The sequence below is a fragment of the Clostridium sp. FP2 genome (assembly GCF_011065955.2).
GTDB lineage: Bacteria > Bacillota > Clostridia > Clostridiales > Clostridiaceae > Clostridium_AD > Clostridium_AD tagluense.
This window is the reverse complement of sequence record NZ_JAAMNI020000001.1, coordinates 272,071-290,344: the sequence shown is the minus strand read 5'-3', so window position 1 is coordinate 290,344 and position 18,274 is coordinate 272,071. Positions and strand designations below refer to the sequence as shown.

The 18,274-nt window shown below is 30.8% G+C and carries 16 protein-coding genes and 1 other annotated feature; of the genes, 2 read left to right on the top strand and 14 right to left on the bottom strand.

Going from position 1 to position 18,274, the window contains the following annotated elements; all coding sequences use genetic code 11:
* Nucleotides 1–61: 61 nt before the first annotated feature.
* Complete coding sequence (nrdD, locus tag G9F71_RS01400) at nucleotides 62–2,170, bottom strand: anaerobic ribonucleoside-triphosphate reductase (protein WP_164950323.1); 2,109 nt, start codon at nucleotides 2,168–2,170, stop codon at nucleotides 62–64.
* Nucleotides 2,171–2,722: 552 nt separating this feature from the next.
* Here nrdD and G9F71_RS01395 point away from each other — a divergent pair.
* Together G9F71_RS01395 and G9F71_RS01390 are read left to right on the top strand one after the other, a co-directional pair.
* The gene (locus G9F71_RS01395; protein ID WP_071611001.1) at nucleotides 2,723–2,923 is read left to right on the top strand and encodes a cold-shock protein; all 201 of its coding nucleotides are present in this window, start codon (nucleotides 2,723–2,725) and stop codon (nucleotides 2,921–2,923) included.
* Nucleotides 2,924–3,142: 219 nt separating this feature from the next.
* Complete coding sequence (locus G9F71_RS01390; RefSeq protein WP_124996897.1) at nucleotides 3,143–3,322, top strand: hypothetical protein; 180 nt, start codon at nucleotides 3,143–3,145, stop codon at nucleotides 3,320–3,322.
* Nucleotides 3,323–3,413: 91 nt separating this feature from the next.
* Here G9F71_RS01390 and G9F71_RS01385 read toward each other — a convergent pair whose 3' ends face one another.
* The 13 genes from G9F71_RS01385 to G9F71_RS01325 form a co-directional block, all read right to left on the bottom strand.
* Nucleotides 3,414–4,247: a hypothetical protein gene (locus G9F71_RS01385; protein WP_164950322.1), complete on the bottom strand. Its 834-nt coding sequence runs from the start codon at nucleotides 4,245–4,247 to the stop codon at nucleotides 3,414–3,416.
* 214 nt (nucleotides 4,248–4,461) lie between these two features.
* On the bottom strand, nucleotides 4,462–5,046 hold the full coding sequence (locus tag G9F71_RS01380) for a hypothetical protein (protein ID WP_185732550.1): 585 nt from the start codon (nucleotides 5,044–5,046) through the stop codon (nucleotides 4,462–4,464).
* Nucleotides 5,047–5,157: 111 nt separating this feature from the next.
* Nucleotides 5,158–6,549 carry a cell envelope integrity protein TolA gene (locus G9F71_RS01375; protein WP_164950321.1) on the bottom strand — a complete coding sequence of 464 codons (1,392 nt, stop codon included), beginning with the start codon at nucleotides 6,547–6,549 and terminating at the stop codon, nucleotides 5,158–5,160.
* A 77-nt stretch (nucleotides 6,550–6,626) separates the two neighbouring features.
* On the bottom strand, nucleotides 6,627–7,463 hold the full coding sequence (rsmA, locus tag G9F71_RS01370; protein WP_124996891.1) for a 16S rRNA (adenine(1518)-N(6)/adenine(1519)-N(6))-dimethyltransferase RsmA: 837 nt from the start codon (nucleotides 7,461–7,463) through the stop codon (nucleotides 6,627–6,629).
* Complete coding sequence (rnmV, locus tag G9F71_RS01365) at nucleotides 7,444–8,007, bottom strand: ribonuclease M5 (RefSeq protein ID WP_164950446.1); 564 nt, start codon at nucleotides 8,005–8,007, stop codon at nucleotides 7,444–7,446. Before rnmV ends, rsmA begins: the two co-directional genes overlap by 20 nt.
* Before the next feature lie 167 nt (nucleotides 8,008–8,174).
* Entirely contained in the window at nucleotides 8,175–9,215 is a 1,041-nt protein-coding gene (locus tag G9F71_RS01360) for a 3D domain-containing protein (protein ID WP_164950320.1), read from the bottom strand.
* 282 nt (nucleotides 9,216–9,497) lie between these two features.
* Nucleotides 9,498–10,265, bottom strand: coding sequence for a TatD family hydrolase (locus G9F71_RS01355; RefSeq protein ID WP_164950319.1), 768 nt, complete (start codon nucleotides 10,263–10,265; stop codon nucleotides 9,498–9,500).
* A 67-nt stretch (nucleotides 10,266–10,332) separates the two neighbouring features.
* Nucleotides 10,333–11,850: a DUF445 family protein gene (locus G9F71_RS01350; RefSeq protein WP_164950318.1), complete on the bottom strand. Its 1,518-nt coding sequence runs from the start codon at nucleotides 11,848–11,850 to the stop codon at nucleotides 10,333–10,335.
* 188 nt (nucleotides 11,851–12,038) lie between these two features.
* Nucleotides 12,039–13,979, bottom strand: a complete 1,941-nt coding sequence (metG, locus tag G9F71_RS01345) for a methionine--tRNA ligase (protein ID WP_164950317.1) — start codon at nucleotides 13,977–13,979, stop codon at nucleotides 12,039–12,041.
* 148 nt (nucleotides 13,980–14,127) lie between these two features.
* Nucleotides 14,128–14,362 (bottom strand) — a binding site (T-box leader).
* Nucleotides 14,363–14,445: 83 nt separating this feature from the next.
* Nucleotides 14,446–16,110 carry a putative ABC transporter permease subunit gene (locus G9F71_RS01340; protein WP_164950316.1) on the bottom strand — a complete coding sequence of 555 codons (1,665 nt, stop codon included), beginning with the start codon at nucleotides 16,108–16,110 and terminating at the stop codon, nucleotides 14,446–14,448.
* Nucleotides 16,103–16,828: an ABC transporter ATP-binding protein gene (locus tag G9F71_RS01335; protein ID WP_124996879.1), complete on the bottom strand. Its 726-nt coding sequence runs from the start codon at nucleotides 16,826–16,828 to the stop codon at nucleotides 16,103–16,105. The genes G9F71_RS01340 and G9F71_RS01335 overlap by 8 nt, the downstream gene beginning before the upstream one ends.
* Nucleotides 16,829–17,021: 193 nt before the next feature.
* A complete protein-coding gene (locus G9F71_RS01330) occupies nucleotides 17,022–17,552 on the bottom strand; it encodes a spore maturation protein (RefSeq protein WP_164950315.1) in 531 nt (176 codons plus the stop codon).
* Between the two features lie 51 nt (nucleotides 17,553–17,603).
* On the bottom strand, nucleotides 17,604–18,179 hold the full coding sequence (locus G9F71_RS01325) for a nucleoside recognition domain-containing protein (RefSeq protein ID WP_164950314.1): 576 nt from the start codon (nucleotides 18,177–18,179) through the stop codon (nucleotides 17,604–17,606).
* Between the last annotated feature and the right edge of the window lie 95 nt (nucleotides 18,180–18,274).

Genomic DNA, 18,274 nt, shown 5'->3' with positions numbered 1-18,274 from the left:
ATAAAGTAAATCATGAGCAATTGTAGTAATACAATTGCTCATGATTTTAAACAAACTTTATTTAATAGACAGCTGCATGATCCTCAGTATGAGATATCCTATCTGCTCTCTCTGCTGTTTTCCCATTACCAAATCTCTCATCCAAACTTAAGTAACCTGTTACTCTTGAAATTCCTTGTATATTATGACTGCCACATTTCGTGCATTTTTGAACTCCACTTTGGAGATAAGTTCCGCAATCTTTACAATATCTTATATGGAAATTAATTCCCAAATAACTAATGTTTGTTTGCTTATATGCATAATCTAATATGTCCATTATAATTTCCCCTGTTGGGTAATCGTCAAGTTCTATATAACTAATATGTCCACCATTACATAATTTATGATAAGGTGCTTCAATATCTATTTTTCCCACAATGGATATTGGATATCCTACAGGAACATGATAACTATTTGTGTAATATTCCTTATCCGTAACCCCTGGTATTTCACCAAATACAGCCTTATCTTGAAGTATAAATCTACCACTTAACCCTTCAGCAGGCGTTGCATAAGTGCTCCAATTAAGCTTAGTTTCATCTATTAACTTATCAGTATACTTTCTTATATAGGATATTATTTCAACCCCTAATTTTCTAGACTCTTCGCATTCACCATGATGCTTCCCTGTTATCGCTGCTAGAGTTTCCGCAAGGCCTATAAATCCAATAGCCCATGATCCATTCTTCAAAATAGGTTCAATGGAATCATTAGGAGTTAATCCTTCACTTCCAAGCATTAGTCCTTGACCTGCTACAAAAGGTAAATCCTTAACCTTTAATTTTTTTAACACATCATATCTATGCATAAGTGCTTCTCTGCAAAGTTCTAACTTAACATAAAGTAATTTATAGAACTTGTCTACATTTCCCTTAGCTAATATACCGAGTCTAGGAAGATTTATAGTTGCCGGTGCAATATTTCCTCTGCCCTTTGTTCCTGCCTCTCCATTTATATTAGAACAAACATAAGTACGACACCCCATTGTAGCCGGTGTAATGCCTTGATCATAGTAAAATTTATTAAAATCAGCATCTAAATTCATAAAAGTAGGGTTCATTCTCTTGCTAGCAACCTTGCAAGCAAGCTTATATAAATAGTGATATGGATCAGTTTTTTCTCTATTTACTCCTTTTTTTACTCTAAAAATTATATTAGGAAATACTGGTTGTTCTCCTTTTCCAAGCCCTTTTTCATATTCTATTAGAAATATTTCACATACCAGCGCTGCGTCTTTGGATTCTGGTATTCCAATATTCATTGAACTAAAAGGCACTTGTGATCCTGCTCTGCTATGCATTGTATTTAGGTTATATACTATGCCTTGCATAGATTGCTCTATAGCTCTTCTTAATTTACGCTCTGCAAACGCATTGATCTTATCTTCATCTACACCCAGGTCTCTAATTTCTTGACGTATTTCTTGCCTTGTGTATTCTATAAATGCTGCCATGTCATTATCAAAATCTGGATGTGACTGACCTCCAAACATATCGTTCTGCGTTGATTGAAGTAAAATACATGAAAGTTCAGCTGCAGACTCTATCCTTTTTGCTCTCCTTATATAGCCATAGCCTGTATTAAATCCTCTTTCTAAAACTTCTTTTGTTGGTATATGCAAACAATTTACGGTTAAATTGTAACTATCCAAATCATGGTAATATACGTCTCCATTTTCATGTGCTTTTGCTAAATGCTTAGGCATCATAGATAAATTATGCCATTTATTAGATTCACTAGCAATTCTAAGTAACTTAGAACTAAAATTATTGCCCACATTAGCATTATCTCTATCTGTTTCTACTCCTATTTTTTCTATAGCTTTCATAAGATCTGATTTTATTTCTCTAATCTTATTACGTTCACGCCTGTAATTAGAAAAAGCTACTCCAATAGGCTTATGACCATTTTCTAAAAGTTTATCTTCAACAATATTCTGTATTTCTTCCACAGAAAGTTGCTGTTTGTCCAAATCCTCAATTCTTTCTAACACCTTTTGAGTTAGCTCGATAATTTCACTTTCTTTTAAATTAAAAGCTATCTCATCCGCTGCTCCCCTTATGGCATTTGTGATTTTTATCGAATCAAATTGAACCTCTCGTCCATCTCTTTTGACTACATGTAGCATAACTAGGCCTCCCTAAACACAATATCTTGTACTTTGCTTATTATACTCTAGTAAAAATTTTATATCAATTTCACAATTAACTTCTATCATATAATACGCCCATTTAGGTTTTGATTATCTCAATATCCTTTGATTTTTTATCCTTATTGTGCTCTTGACATTATAACTTAACCTCTAAACTTATTTTTATTAATATCTGCATAAAAAAAAATAAAAAAAAATAAAATAGTATAAAAAAAACATTAAAAGCCAAACTATATTTAGAACATAAAGCACCCACTACTAAAACTATTATAAATAATGTGCTGCCTTAAGTTAAAATAGTTTTATAAAAAATAACTAAACTGTATGCATTTTAAATTATATTATAATATAATTAAGTAAATTAAGTTTAGAGGAATTCTTAGTAAATAAATAAAAAGATACGCAATTATTTATTTTATTTTTGAAAAACTATTTAAAATTTTAACAAAGTGTAGTATTATAATACTTATGTTACAAATGTTTTATGTTACAAATGTTACAAATTTTTTTATTCAGGAGGAAAGTTATATGAAAACAGGTACAGTTAAATGGTTTAATTCAGAAAAAGGGTTTGGTTTCTTATCCGTAGAAGGAGAAGAAGATGTATTCGTACATTTTTCAGCTATTCAAGGAGACGGATATAAATCTTTAGAAGAAGGACAACAAGTTCAATTCGAAATAACTACTGGCGCTAGAGGCCCTCAAGCTTCAAACGTTACTAGATTATAATTCAAATTCTAAAGTAATCTATAATATACATCAATTATAGATAAAACACCTATCACACTGTGATAGGTGTTTTTTAGTTTATATCAGCTATCCTTAAGTCTACTTTCGTACTTTGTTTTATTCATTTTATAAAAATATTATCACTTTCATGAATATAATATCTATCTTTGCTAAAACTATACAGGAGTTAGTTTATAGACTGTGAAAGGATGTTTTATAATGATTGGTAAAATAATAGATATGGACAATACAGATGCCTTTATAAATTTTTCAGACGGAACTACTGTGGATATATGTATTGCTCGTTTACCTAAAGATTCAAAAATAGGAGATACTATTGATCTAAATATGGCATCTCCTACTAATTTGAGAAACAATATAATGGAAAGCTTTTTCTAATAAAATTTTAACAATAAAAATCTGTATTTGTTTTCCAAATACAGATTTTTATTATTTAGACATCCTGAAAAGATGTCACAATGAAATTATGTTAGAATTTAGCTGGTTTTTTATCTTCAAAAGTTTCAATGTTCCATAGTCCTTTATTATATTTAGCTACTACGTAATACACTTTTTCTTTCTCACTAAGTGTAGTCTTAATTGTAGCAGTGGCCTTGTATATAGTGGCTTTATACCCTTGCGTTTTAACTTTTATTAACACATCATAATCCGTAGCTTTACCTTTTAGTAATGTAGCATTATAATCATCTATTAAGTTACTTTTAAAGGATTCTAAATCAGTTGATAGTACAAATTTAGCTACACTATTATCCTCACTTATATCAAGTCCTATTTTTTTGCCCTTGCCTTCACCCTCTACATACTTATCTAATACCTTTGAAATTGAATCATAATATACAGTTTTAAAATCTATTGGCTTTCGTATATTCCAAAAGTTTTGTATTATATCATTATCAATTCTTTTAGATACAATATAGCTCTTATCTGAACTATACAAATTAGCTCCATCTTTTTCATCCAGCCCTGCTATATAGTTAAATTTGTGGACTTTATCTACGCCCTCATACATTTCAAATATATAATCAGACTCTAGTGTTGATTTTTCACTAACTTCCTTAGATGTTGATAAAATTTCATACAAATCTTTTATGGCTATTTCATCTGTAACCACAAATCTAAAGCTTTTATCCCTAGTACTTTGTATTATTATCTTTTTAATTCTGCCATCCTTAATATATTCAAAATCATTATTTTTTAGCCCAAGCTTTACTTTGATCCCATCAAAGCTCTTACATCCTGTAAATATAAATGCAGCTATAATTATAAAAGAAAATATCAGGAGCTTGTTTTTATTTTTGTGCATTTTTTATCCTCCTTGCTTTTCTCTGAAGATGCCTCAACACATTATTTAAGCTGCCTAGCGCAATAAAATATTAAGAGAAGCATAGTGCCACCCTTAGTTGAAAACTCGTTAAAAACTCATTAAACACGCTTTATTCACTAACAATGTAGCTATGGATCTTTCTTTTAAAATGACATTAGATAAATTATAATACTTTAAAAAGTATTAAGCAACTTTAATTAATTTTAAAGGTCTCTACTATACTTTCATAAATAGCTCCAAAAGATTCTTTAAAATTAACATTCCTTGTAAAAAATGAAATTCTATAAAATTCATTCCCATCATCAATAAAATATTCATAGGCCTTGTACCAATTATTATCAGTTACACTAATTAAGTATTGCACTAAATATGTTTTTTTACCATTTATAATAATACTGTCTAGTTTATAATTTTTAACTAGATTTTGCTCCTCAGATATTTTTTTACTGCTATCTAAAAATGCTTTTAAATCATTTTTGCTCCTCCACACTTCCACAAATCCATGAATTACCGCGTCGGATGATTGAAAATCATTGTGATATATAATTTCTCCACCAGGGAACTTTTTTTCTTTAGTTGTCCATCCTTCTGGTAATTTATAATTTACTTTTCCGTTTAAAGCAGTATAATCATTTAGCAAATTAATATTATGCTCCACAAGAATGGTAGTTTTCAACTGTTTATCAAATCCTTTTGATATCCCCAAAAGCGTTATCATAAGTCCCATTAGTATTACTATGATTCCAACTTTTTTTCTGTTTATAAATATAACCCTCATTGTACCCCTCCATATATTAATGTTAATATACTATATGATACATATTAAAAGAATATTAAAAAATTAAATGTGCTACTAAATTATATAGTCGCACATTTAATTTCATATATATTATTTTTTTAAAGGGACAACAATTGTAGATTTTTTGAAATCATAAAACATCAGCCAATGTCCCATTTCATCATTTTCATTATTTGAAATCCAAGTTACAAAACCAGTTTTACCTCCATAGGGTTGATGACATTTAGCTCTGCTTCCAGGTATTCCATAAACAATATATTTCATTTTCCCACTGGAGTCACATTTATATCCTAGCATAAAAGATTTATGATTTCTAATATATGGATAGTAACAAATCATAGGATAATATGCTATTGCATATTTATTATAGTCACTGAAATCATACATATTCTCTAAACTATTCGCAGGTATTTTATACCATTTACACCATTTGATTTCTTTAGAAAAATTAGGTACTTCATCAAAACCTAGTGCTACTGTTTTAAAGAATTCTCCCATAGCACCTTTAGGGTATTTACATTTATCATAATCCTCTTTCTTATCATGATGCTTATCTTCTTCATCTTGTTTTTTATCCTTGCTTCTATTCCCACCTAAAACATCTTCAGGTTCTCTAACTTCGAATTCTTTGACCTTAGGCTCTTTAACTTCAGGTTCTTTGACCTCTAATTCTTTGGCTTTAGGTTCTCTAGCTTTAGGTTCACTAGCTTCAGATTCTTTGATCTCTGATTCTCTAGTTTCAGATTCCTTAACTTCAGGTTCTTTGGCTTTAGGCTCTCTAGCTTCATATTCTTTAACTTCAGATTCTTTGGCTTTAGGCTCTCTATCTTCAGTTTCTTTGACTTCAGGTTCTTTAGCTTCAGGTTCTTTGAATCTAAAATCTTCACCTTTAATATCTTCGAGTCCACCTGATGTTTCAACATTTTCGGCTTTAACGCCTCCTGAAATATCTACTTCATCACTTTTTATTTTAATTAATTCAATGTTCTGTTCATATTCATCAAATTCATTAATTATATCATCCGTTCTTGTGTCTTTGTTTTCATTTTTGACATCGGCCAGTTTATAGTTTCTCCATTCATTTGGTTTATCTGTTGTTGAAAATCCGCTCATTATTGAAACCACATTGGTATCTAAAAATTTTACAATTGCAGCTCCAACAATCTTTTCAGCAGCTATACCAGTTTCAGCTATATTTTCCATGTCATATTCATTAGAAATATCTACTCTACCATAGTCGTCTATGTTCAATTTACCCAGTTTTATAATTTTATTTACATCTTTTTTACCACATATTAAAACCATGTAATAAGGTTGTTTTTCTTTCCTTAAGTTTTGCACATAGTATGAAATCTTACATTTGTTATTTTTCATTTCTAACTTTGCATATCCAGAAGGAATTTTACCCGCGTCTAAAGAATAACCTTTTTCATCTTCTTGTAATATAATAAAGTACCTACTATAACTTTTTTTAGGTGTCACCTTCTTTTACCTCCATATAAAACTTATTCATTATACTATATGAAGTATATAATAGAAAGTGAACAACATTTGAAAATTTATTTTGCAGATCCTATTTCATCCGAAAGCAAAGCAAACTCTTGAAGTGATAGTGTTTCCCCTCTTCTTACGGGATCAATATTTGCTCTTTCAAAACATTTTAGTAAATTTTCTTTATCAATTCCTATATCTTTAAGACCATTCCACAAGGTTTTTCTTCTCATATTAAAAGATTTCCTTACTATAGAAAAAAACAAGGCCTCGTCTTTAACCTTAACTTTAGGCTCCTTTAATCTATCCAATCTAATAACAATAGATTCTACCTTAGGCTCTGGGATAAATGCTGTGGGTGGTACTAATCGTATAATTTTCGTATCACAATAGTATTGAACCAATATTGAAAAAGCGCCATAAGCCTTGCAATTTGGCTCAGAATCTATTCTCACCCCAACTTCTTTTTGTATCATTATAGTTAGTGATTTAAAATCATAACCTTTAGTAAGTAAGTTAACTATTATTGGAGTAGTGAGATAATATGGTAAATTGGCTACGAGTTTTACAGATTTTTCATCTCCCATTAACTCATTAAAATCTACTTTAAGAGCATCATTATGAATAAGCTCAAAATTATTAAAATCTTTAAGCTCCTCTTCTAAAATGGGGAAAAGTTTTTCATCCAATTCTATAGCACAAACTTTTTTAGCTCTTTTTAAAAGTTCTCTAGTTAATGTTCCAAAGCCCGGTCCTATTTCAATAACAAAATCCTCTTCATTAACTTCTGCCCCATCAACCACGTCGTCTAGCACAGAGTCATCTATAAGAAAATTTTGTCCCAGACCTTTTTTAAACCTGAAATTATATTTCTTTGCAACCTCACTAATAGTTAAATTTTCCATAATCCATCTCCTTGTCTATCTCTTTAAGGGCATCTATAAATTCTTCCTTTATAATCCCGTAATTATTTAACCTAGTTATAAACTGTGATGAATTACCATATCCTATCCCTAATTTATTACCTAAGGCATCCCGTCTTTCCTTTGCGCGGCTATCAGCTGTCAACTTAAAATATATCATATCTTGCACGTTAAATTCTTTTCTTTTCTCCTGAACTTCAAATTTTGCAGCTTCAAGAGCTCTTAATATTGTTTCAGGTGATGCATTTTCAACACCTATATCTCCATCTTTAGTTCCTTCTTTTTGAGATATATATGCATGTTTTACATTAGCTACTCTTTTGGTAATAATTCTTCTTATCTTTTCTCCAGCAAAATCTGGATCTGTAAAAATTATTACACCTTTTCGCTTTTGAGCTTCTCTTATTTTATTAATTACCTTTTCATTGATTCCAAACCCACCTACAGAAATTAGTTCAGCATCTACAGCTCTTTTAACCGCTGTAACATCATCTCTTCCTTCAACTACTATTACTTCTTTAATCATATTATTATCCATATTATCCTCCATACTATACTATTGTAAGACACTTACTATTATATATTAATAAAAAAGAAAGATATCCTTTAGTATTTCTTTTTATTCCTGTATCTATAATATCATTTTACTTATTAATAGTGAACTGTAAAGCAAAAAAAAAGGAGCTAATGCTCCTACTTTAAAATATATACATCTACATTACGCGATCCCCAATCCCACATTTCATCACTGGAATGGAAATATAAATCTATTATATTACCTTTTATAGCTCCACCTACATCTTCTGCAATAGCATATCCATAGCCATCTACCCAAACCTTGCTTCCCATTGGTATAACCCTAGGATCTACAGCTATAGTACTAAAGCCATCAGCGTTTCTTTTTGCTCTTGCTCCAGTGGACGTTATCCCTAAGTAGGGATCGTCAGGGCCTTTATTCGTAGAATTATAATCAGCAGTATATGCTGTTGCCCTAACCTTAATTTTTTTGGTGTAACGAATGTTACCTCCACGGGATGGTGTATATACATTAACATTACCTAGTGCAACTATTTGTTTAACCGGCTGTGATTTAATCTTTTCACTTACTAAATTTCTAGATACCTCTTTGCCATTTTCATAGACAATAGATGAAGTAATAACCTTCTGACCCGATTTTCCGGGTTGGATAACTTTTTTTACACCCTTATCCAGCTCATCACTACTTTTAAATTCAGTTGCAAAGTCAATCGCTTTAGTTTCTTGAAGAACATCAGTGTTTACTCTTGTTATTTGTACTTGTAACCCTGATTTTAGCGATTCACTTTTTAATGGGGTAATCTTGTCTTCATCCTTTAATACAATCTTTTCTGCTTTCAGCATATCTGCTACTGTATTTTCAGCAGTTTGAATCTTCAATTCTTTCCCATCAACTTTCACTTTAACATTTACAGCTTTTTTTATATATATTTTGTCTCCGTCTTTTACTTCACTGTCTAAACTAACTGTAATTTGATCTTTTGCCCCTAGCGCTATATTATTAGTTTTTAGTATTTGATTAACATTACTTTTTAAAGTTATAACCTGTATGGATTTACCATCAACAATAACAGATATAACTTTTTTCATGTTAAATATAGTCACCGTAACACATGTTAATAACAGCATTACTATAAAAAATGTCTTGGGCCCATTTGAAAAATAGTACTTCAAATTATTTTTCACGTTTTTCATCATAGAGATTCCCTCCCTTAGTCAAGAGTACTTGGGTATTATACCTTGAAGCAAGAAATATGTCAAATTTTAAACCCACTACTCTTAGTTTTGACTGTTAATGCATCATTGTGCATAAAATTATAATATTAAATTATAATTTTAAAATAAAACAACTAATCCAGTCTTTCAGGGTAAATTAGTAAAATAGTATTTACCATTAAAATTATATGTGATCTACACAATTTTAATTACAGATATATTTTTATATTTTTTCCAATAATTAGAATTAATAATCATTTTACACTATTTATTTATTTTTAGCAAGTTTTCAATGTTACAAACTGTAATATCTTCAATTTCTTGTATGGTTTTTTCCTTAATCTGTGATATCTTTTCAATTATGTATTTAATATAAGGGGATTCATTTCTTTTACCTCTATTTGGTTCTGGTGACATGTATGGACAATCCGTTTCTACTAATATTCTGTCCATTGGAACAACTTTGGCAACATCACCTATTTTTTTTGCATTTTTAAAGGTTATAACTCCAGTAAATCCAATGTAATAGCCGAGTTTTAAACATTCCTGCGCAAACTCAACACTTCCTGAAAAGCAATGGATGGTGCCTATAACCTCTGGAAATTGTTTTAATATGTCTAAAGTATCACTATGGGCATCCCTATCATGGATAACTACCGGTAATTTAAGTTCTCTCGCAAGCTCCATTTGAAGTTTAAAGGCCGCCTTTTGAATATCTCTAGGCGGATTTTCTTCATAATGATAATCTAATCCTATTTCCCCTATAGCTCTAACCTTTGGATTCTGCGCTAAATTTCTTAGTTCATCAATAATCTCATCATTAACAATGTCTGCATGCTCAGGATGTATTCCTACTGCGGAATATATAAAATCATATTTACTAGATAGTTCTACTGACATTCTTGCGCCTTCCAGTGATGCGCCACAGTTTAAAACACCTATTACACCTTTATCCTTTAATCCCATTATTACGTTTTCTCTATCTTCATTAAAAGCCTCATCATCATAATGTGCATGTGAATCAAATATCATAATAAACACTGCATTAAACTAAAAATTTCAAAAGTTTAATTACAGTTTTCACCTTCCTTTCATGTTCTTAAAGTGAACCCAATATAGGAGATAATAATCCCATAACTGCCCCTAGTAGTGCTCCAAGCCAAGTTATAGCATTTAGCTCTTTACTAGCAATATCCAGTATGATTTTTTCTGAAAAATCTACATCAAATTCATTGATTTTATCTTCAACTATTTTAGCAATATCTAACACTTCAACTACGTCCGCTGCCTTATTCTCTATAAATTTATTGTATAGCTCTTTAACTACTATAGAAATAGACTTAGATAATTTATCTCCTTCCCCTTCAAATATCGATTTCATCTCTACATTTAGCAATCTATTAATCATTACTGAAACTATTTCTGCTATTTTTATTTTCACAGAATTGCTTTCTGTCATAGCTTCTATTCGACTCTTTATAATTTTTTCTATTTCACTTTTATAATCTATACCTGTTTTTTCTAGCATCGCCTCAATAGATATATAATTGTTAAACTTATCCTCAAGCTTATCTAAGGTATTTCTAATAAGTTTTTCATCTACAATCTCTGTTGTGAATAAATGGATCAAAGGCTCTATGCCATCATGAATTCCTTCTTTAGAAAATTCAGAAAACACGCTAGAAACTGAACTTTTCAAAAATTTATCGATTATATCATTAATCATTAATGCAATATCATTATGGTTTTCATCTTCATCTAAGAATTCATTTATACCCGTAACAACTTTTTCATAAGTACTGTCAGCATTCATAAACATTGCTATCATTGGATTTAGTTTAGTTGCTATTGTTTCTCCTACAATTTGTCTCAATTTCTTTTTAGTCTTTTCTTCTTTAATTATTTTCTTTATTGCCATTGCAATATCATATCTTTTTCCATAAACATATACTTTTATATTATCTGTTATGCCTTTAGGTATAACCTCCTCAAAGCTCTTATCTAAAACCTTTAATCCATTTACCTTTTCTTCTAATATATTTTGTATTTCTCCATAAAATTTTTCTGTATCCTTATACTCAATAGCAGCATTTAACACTTTATTTTTTATTGAATTATATAATTCACTTTGACAAATCACTTCTGGTTTAGCAGCTAATTCTAATATTATTTGTCCTTTTACATATTTACCAATAGCTTGTTTAACATCTTCTTCATTTATATAATCAACAAATAATTTAGAAACATTCCTGTTAGTATTTTGTATAAAATTAGAAAATTCATCGCCCAATAAGCCCTTTATCTCATTTTCTACTGTAACATCACTATTTTCTATAGCACCAATTTTACTTTGCACCCAAAAATCCAATTGTTCATTCATATTTTCACTGCATAATGACTTCAGAATTGTCTCCTTTGTCAAAAGATGCTGCCCTATACTCTCACCTACACTTTTAGCAATTCTAGACTTTTCCTTTGGAATAAGCCCTGGAGTAAATGGAACTTTGAATTTACCAATTTTAAGCTCTTTGTGTGGTCTAAACAACATTTTTATAGCTAACCAATTGGTTATGTACCCGATAATAGCTCCAACTAAGGAACCAATAAGAAATTTCATATTATTTTTCCTCCTCGCAGTTCTTTGTAGTACAAAACAATTATGGATTGTTTTGACCCTCGTAGTTCTCTGTAATAGTCACAATTACTATTGTAAATCTAACCTTCTTAAAATTCAATAGACTGTTTTATTTTAAATAAAAAAGCATGAAGCCTAATTTACTAGCACTTCATGCTTTTTTATTAGAATTACCTTACTGTACTTCCAGTAGGCAATTCACCTGGTATTGATACTGCAAATAGCTTACTATCATCCTGGGTTGCTGCTGCAATTATCATTCCCTGGGATAATTCACCTCTAAGTGTAACAGGCTTCAAATTAGCTACGAGTACTACATACTTTCCAATTAGATCTTCTGGCTTATAGTTCTGAGCTATTCCTGAAACTACCTGCCTTATTTCTCCACCTAAATCTACTTTTAACTTTAGAAGTTTTTTAGATTTTTTCATTGGCAAGCATTCTAATACTTTAACAACTCTCATATCTATTTTCTCAAAATCTTCTATTGTAATTTCTTCTTTTACTGGCTCCATAGTAGGTTTTTGTGCCGCTTTCCTAGTTTCTTCTACAAGTTTGTTAAGCTCTTCTATTTTAGCTTCCACATCTATTCTTGGGAACATTACTTCACCTTTATTAACTTTTGTTCCTGCACTTGTTCCATTGAATGATGATAAGCTATCCCATGTGATTTTATCTACATTTAGTTGAGCATTTATTTTGCCACTTGTAGTTGGTAAAAATGCTGATATTAACACTGATGTCATTCTTAAGGATTCTGCTAAATTGTACAATACTGTACCTAGTCTTCCCTTTTGACTATCGTCCTTTCCAAGTATCCATGGAGTTGTTTCATCTATATACTTGTTAGTTCGCCTAATAAGTGCCCAAACATGGTCCAATGCTTCAGGTATTTTAAGTTCGTCAATAGCTTTTTCTACTTTTCCTGGTGCTGCAAGTGCTATTTCTATAAGTTCATTATCAACATCTGCTATATCTTTAGGCACTGGAATAACTCCATCAAAATATTTTTCTATCATTGTTACAGTTCTTGATAATAAATTTCCTAAATCATTAGCGAGGTCCGAATTTGTTTTCTTTATGAATATTTCACTAGTAAATATTCCATCAGAACCAAATGGTATTTCATGAAGTAAATAATACCTTACTGCATCCACTCCAAAATGATTAACTAGTACTACTGGGTCTACTACATTCCCTCTAGATTTTGCCATTCTTACTCCACCATCAACAAGAAGCCATCCATGACCAAATACTTGTTTAGGAAGAGGTAGCTCTAATGCCATGAGCATTATTGGCCAATAAATCGTATGGAACCTTAGTATATCCTTACCTATTAAATGTACATCTGCTGGCCAGAATTTTTCATAAAGTGAAGTATCCTCTCCATTATATCCAAGAGCCGTTATATAGTTAGACAAGGCATCTACCCACACATATATAACATGGCCTGGATCAAATTCCACCGGTATCCCCCAGTTAAATGTTGTTCTTGAAACGCATAAGTCTTGAAGACCTGGTCTTAAGAAATTATTTAACATTTCATTTTTTCTTGATTCTGGTTGAATAAACTCTGGATGAGATTCAATATACGCTATAAGTCTATCTGCATATTTTGACATCTTGAAGAAATATGCTTCTTCCTTTGCCTTTTCTACTGGTCTTCCACAATCAGGACATTTTCCATCTACTGCTTGAGTTTCTGTCCAAAATGATTCACAGGGAGTGCAGTACCATCCTTCATATGAACCTTTGTATATATCTCCTTGATCGTATAACTGCTTAAACAGTTTTTGAACAGCCTTTTTATGATAATCGTCTGTAGTTCTTATAAATTTATCATAGCTTATATCCATCATTTCCCACAAATTTTGTATTCCTGCCACTATTTCATCTACATACGCTTTTGGAGTAACTCCTTTTTCCTCCGCTATTGTTTGAATTTTTTGACCATGCTCATCTGTTCCTACTAAGAACATTACATCATAGCCTATAAGCCTCTTAAATCTAGCAATTGCATCCGCAGCTACCGTTGTATAGGTATTCCCGATGTGTAGATTTGCTGAGGGATAATAAATTGGTGTAGTAATGTAATAAGTTTTTTTAGTCATAGTTTTCTCCTACCTCTCAAATTAAAATTATTTATAGTTTTTAGGAAAACAAAATCATGTATAAATATGTTATTTAACTTATAATAATCCTAAAATATTATAAGTTCCCGGAAAATAAAAAAAGTCTCTAAACAGAAAGAACTTTCTGTTTAGAGACGTATTAACGTTTTACCACTCTAATTCATCTTTACATCACTATAAAGATCTCATTTGGTGACCATCATCACCTGTCAATATAACGGTTGCAACCGTATTATCCTAATAATTAAATTCAGATAATCTGCTTAGAGACCATGTTCATAAGCTGACCTGCTACTGATTTTCACCTATCTCAGCTCTCTTTTAACACTTAAGCTTATTACTCTTCTCATCATTGCATTTGTTTAATGGTAATTATATTGCAAATAAATCACTATGTCAACATTTTATCCTAAAACCATAAAATTATACTTAGAGCATCAATATTTTATGATTCTATTTTTCTTAACATTTTTACGCCTTTTGTACCTAGTAGATAATATAACAGTAAATCCAAAACCCCATATAAACCTACTATTAAGGCAAATACTATCCATTTAGTTAGTTCAAACTTGATAATCATAAATACCATAATCCCGCCTAAAGCTATGCAAATAATCATACTAATCATCACATTAAAGTTTCGTTTTACTACCTCCTGCTCTGTATCCCACTGAAGTTTAGGAAAATTCAAATCAATAAATATTCCTATAAATGATGTAAATAGTATTCCTAAAAAAGCAACTATAATCATTAATAAAACTAAATCCAATGGCAATTTAAGTAATATCAAAGCAAGTATACTTATCATAAGCATTCCAGCTACTCCGAGTACTACTGCAGATAATGCTTTTGCCATAAGCTGATCTTTATATTTCATAGGTATATATTTTAACATAAATAGATTTTTACCTTCTCTTGATATTGCTGTAGTTGCGATTGAATTGCTACAAGATGAAAAAACCATAAATGCAAAAAAAACACCTAATACTATACCTGTACTTTTACCATTTTGTAAAAAACCAGTTAATTCCTTAAGTTGCCCTGAACCGCCCTTTTGAGCGAAAATTGGTATAAGTAAAAATATGGGCCATAAAAAATTCATAAGTACACAATTCATAAAATAAATTGGCGTTCTGAACAAAATCTTTAATTCTTTTAATATATATACCTTTAAGGAAGAATTTTGTGTTGTATTATTTGTAAGTTCTTTACTACTAAGTGTCTTCCGCTTTGAAGATGTTTCAGATACTCCCATAACCCCTTTAAAGTACAATGCTTGACCTAATATTATAAATATCATTACTGCAGCCAGTGTTATGGCTATAAATAGGATTAAATTTATAATACCTTTAATATTGTTAGTATTAATCAGACTATTTACAGCTATCTTAGTACTTGGAAACATTTTTGTTGCCAACTCAACTAAGGAGTTATTTCCCTTTGAGAACATTTCAGTAATTTCTGCTCCACTTAAATCTTGTGAAAACTTCTGGATATATATGTTGATTCCTACACCAAAGCCCATAGCTATAAGTCCGCCTACTAATCTAAACCTGTCCTTATTCTTTGCAATATTAGTAAATCTCATTATAATCATATTAATTACAGAGGCAATTACTAGTGGTACTATAGGCAATAGTAAAAATATTATAACTCCATAAATATAATACAATACCCCTCCACCGCTCTTTATCCCGTAAGCAATTAGTGTAGGCGCAAAAAATATAATTTCTGTAAGGTATTCATAAATTAATACTACAGTAAATTTAGCTCCCATAATGTGCCAAGGCTTAAAAGGTAGTGGTAATAAATTTTCTACATCCATAGAAAAGTAAAATATGCTCATAGCATAAAATATACCAAAGAAGAAAATAACCACACTAACAATAGATAGTCCAAATCCCAATATAACAGCTTCCTGACCAATTTGATGTAATCCATCATAGGCCGCAAATATGAACTCTCCAAACCCTATTGCCATCGGTGTGAATGCTAGTACTAAAATTAGTCCAAGCAATAGCCCCTTAATCTTGTTTTTATTTTTCTTACTGCTAGAGGATCCAGTTCCTGTTTTTAACAGCACCTTAGTTAGCGCTATAAATTTACTCATTTTCAGTCATCTCCAAGAAGATTTTCTCTAGGGACCCACTTGCTTTAAAATGATCCCTTAGTTCATCTAGAGTTCCACAGAACAATATTTTCCCCTTGTTTATTACTGCAACCCTATCACATAGTTTTTCAGCTACTTCTAGAACATGAGTTGAGAAAAATACGCTTTTCTTTTTATTTGCATGTTCCTTCATCATTTCTTTTAAAACATAGGAAGATTTAGGATCAAGTCCAGTCATTGGTTCATCTAAAATCCAAACTTCTGGTTCATGAAGGAGTGCGCCCATAATCATTATCTTTTGTCTCATGCCGTGAGAATAACTTTGAATTTGGTCCGTTAATGCATTACTCATTTCAAATCTATTTCCTAAGGCTTCAATTTTTTCTTTTCTAACAATACTTGGCACATCATAAATATCAGCCATAAAATTTAAATATTCGATGCCTTTAAGCCTTAAAAACATGTCCGGATTATCTGGTACAAATCCAAATTGTTTTTTAGCCTCTAAATCATTTTTTTCTATATCAATTCCATTAATAGTGATTTTTCCACTATCAGCACTTAATATTCCTGTAATCATCTTTATGGTAGTAGTTTTACCTGCTCCATTTGGACCTAAAAATCCAAATATTTCTCCATCTCTTATAGTTAAACTTATGTTGTCTACAGCTTTATTCTTGCCATTATAACTTTTGTTTACATTCGTAATTTCAATCATATTTTAACCCTCCTGTATTCCATAAGAGTAGATAACAATTATTAATTGTTATCTACTCTTATAGTATATTTTCTAGCTTACTAATCTTTCACCAAATTAACATACCTATTATGTTATCATACTTTCTCTTTTTTTACAATATATCCTATAACTGTTTCCTTATTATGTAATTGTTTGACTTTTTAAAATTCAACTAAAAGAAAAACTTGGCTAAATTAACTGCCATTATAATTGCTGTAATATCTGCTAGTATAGCTGCCAATAAGGTGTGTCTAATTTTTTTTATATTTACTGCTCCAAAATATACTGTCAAAGTATAAAAGATTGTTTCCGTTGATCCCATTATTATAGATGAAACTCTTCCTATGTAACTATCTGCACCATATTGTTTTATGATGTCAGTAAATACTCCTAGGGCCCCACTTCCTGAAAGAGGTTTTATTAAAACCAAAGGAACAACCTCCGGTGGAAGTCCAATAAGCACAACAACCGGTTTTACTAAATAAATAAAAAAGTCTAAAGCCCCAGAAGCTCTAAATACATTAACAGCTATAATCATAGCTAGAAGGTATGGGAAAATCCTAAGACAAATACTTATTCCCTCCTTTGCTCCTTCAACGAAGCACTCGTATACCTTCACCTTCTTAATAACTCCATATATTACTACAAATCCAATAATAATTGGTATTATCCCCTTTAATACATATGATAGTAAATTACTCAAAATCACACCATTTCACCTACCCCATTTAAATTTCAATAGCAATATTTCAAATTAAAAGTACCGTTGTAAAATTTTACAATAAACTACGCCTAAAATCGCAGCAGTACCCGTTGCAATTATAGCTGGCAGTATAATAATTGCTGGGTTTCGTGAATTGTAAGCAGCTCTTATAGATATCACTGTTGTAGGAAGAAACTGAATACAGGCAGCATTTAAAACTAGAAATAATGCCATGTCATTATTAGCTGTATCTTTAACCTTATTAATTTTCTGCATTTCTTCCATAGCTTTTATACCAAAAGGAGTGGCAGCATTAGATAACCCCATCATATTTGCTGTTAAATTCATAGTAATACTAGACATTGCACTCTGGTTTTTTCCAGCTTCTTTAAATATAAGTTTTAAAATTGGCCTAAGTACCTTTGCCAGTTTATCAGTTAGTCCACTTTTTTCAGCAATTTTCATTATGCCACACCAAAGACACATCATTCCAACCAGACCTATTACGAGTTCAACTGCACTAGATGTTGATGAAATAACAGCCTTTGATAGAATTTCTGCTTTTCCTGCAAAAATCCCAATAATTATACCTAGGAATAGAATTAAAAACCAAATAATATTAATCATACATTTCCCCCCTAGCATTTAAATCAGTATTTCATTAATATATATGTATCCATTTCTATATAATTGCATATATTAATATTTTATTGGTTGCATAT

Excerpts from the sequence above, each read along its gene's own strand:
- nrdD (WP_164950323.1), bottom strand. The coding sequence starts at position 2,170 with ATGCTACATGTAGTCAAAAGAGATGGACGAGAGGTTCAATTTGATTCG.
- G9F71_RS01395 (WP_071611001.1), top strand. The coding sequence starts at position 2,723 with ATGAAAACAGGTACAGTTAAATGGTTTAATTCAGAAAAAGGGTTTGGT.
- G9F71_RS01390 (WP_124996897.1), top strand. The coding sequence starts at position 3,143 with ATGATTGGTAAAATAATAGATATGGACAATACAGATGCCTTTATAAAT.
- G9F71_RS01385 (WP_164950322.1), bottom strand. The coding sequence starts at position 4,247 with ATGCACAAAAATAAAAACAAGCTCCTGATATTTTCTTTTATAATTATA.
- G9F71_RS01380 (WP_185732550.1), bottom strand. The coding sequence starts at position 5,046 with ATGAGGGTTATATTTATAAACAGAAAAAAAGTTGGAATCATAGTAATA.
- rsmA (WP_124996891.1), bottom strand. The coding sequence starts at position 7,463 with ATGGAAAATTTAACTATTAGTGAGGTTGCAAAGAAATATAATTTCAGG.
- rnmV (WP_164950446.1), bottom strand. The coding sequence starts at position 8,007 with ATGATTAAAGAAGTAATAGTAGTTGAAGGAAGAGATGATGTTACAGCG.
- G9F71_RS01360 (WP_164950320.1), bottom strand. The coding sequence starts at position 9,215 with ATGATGAAAAACGTGAAAAATAATTTGAAGTACTATTTTTCAAATGGG.
- G9F71_RS01355 (WP_164950319.1), bottom strand. The coding sequence starts at position 10,265 with ATGATATTTGATTCACATGCACATTATGATGATGAGGCTTTTAATGAA.
- G9F71_RS01350 (WP_164950318.1), bottom strand. The coding sequence starts at position 11,850 with ATGAAATTTCTTATTGGTTCCTTAGTTGGAGCTATTATCGGGTACATA.
- metG (WP_164950317.1), bottom strand. The coding sequence starts at position 13,979 with ATGACTAAAAAAACTTATTACATTACTACACCAATTTATTATCCCTCA.
- G9F71_RS01340 (WP_164950316.1), bottom strand. The coding sequence starts at position 16,110 with ATGAGTAAATTTATAGCGCTAACTAAGGTGCTGTTAAAAACAGGAACT.
- G9F71_RS01335 (WP_124996879.1), bottom strand. The coding sequence starts at position 16,828 with ATGATTGAAATTACGAATGTAAACAAAAGTTATAATGGCAAGAATAAA.
- G9F71_RS01325 (WP_164950314.1), bottom strand. The coding sequence starts at position 18,179 with ATGATTAATATTATTTGGTTTTTAATTCTATTCCTAGGTATAATTATT.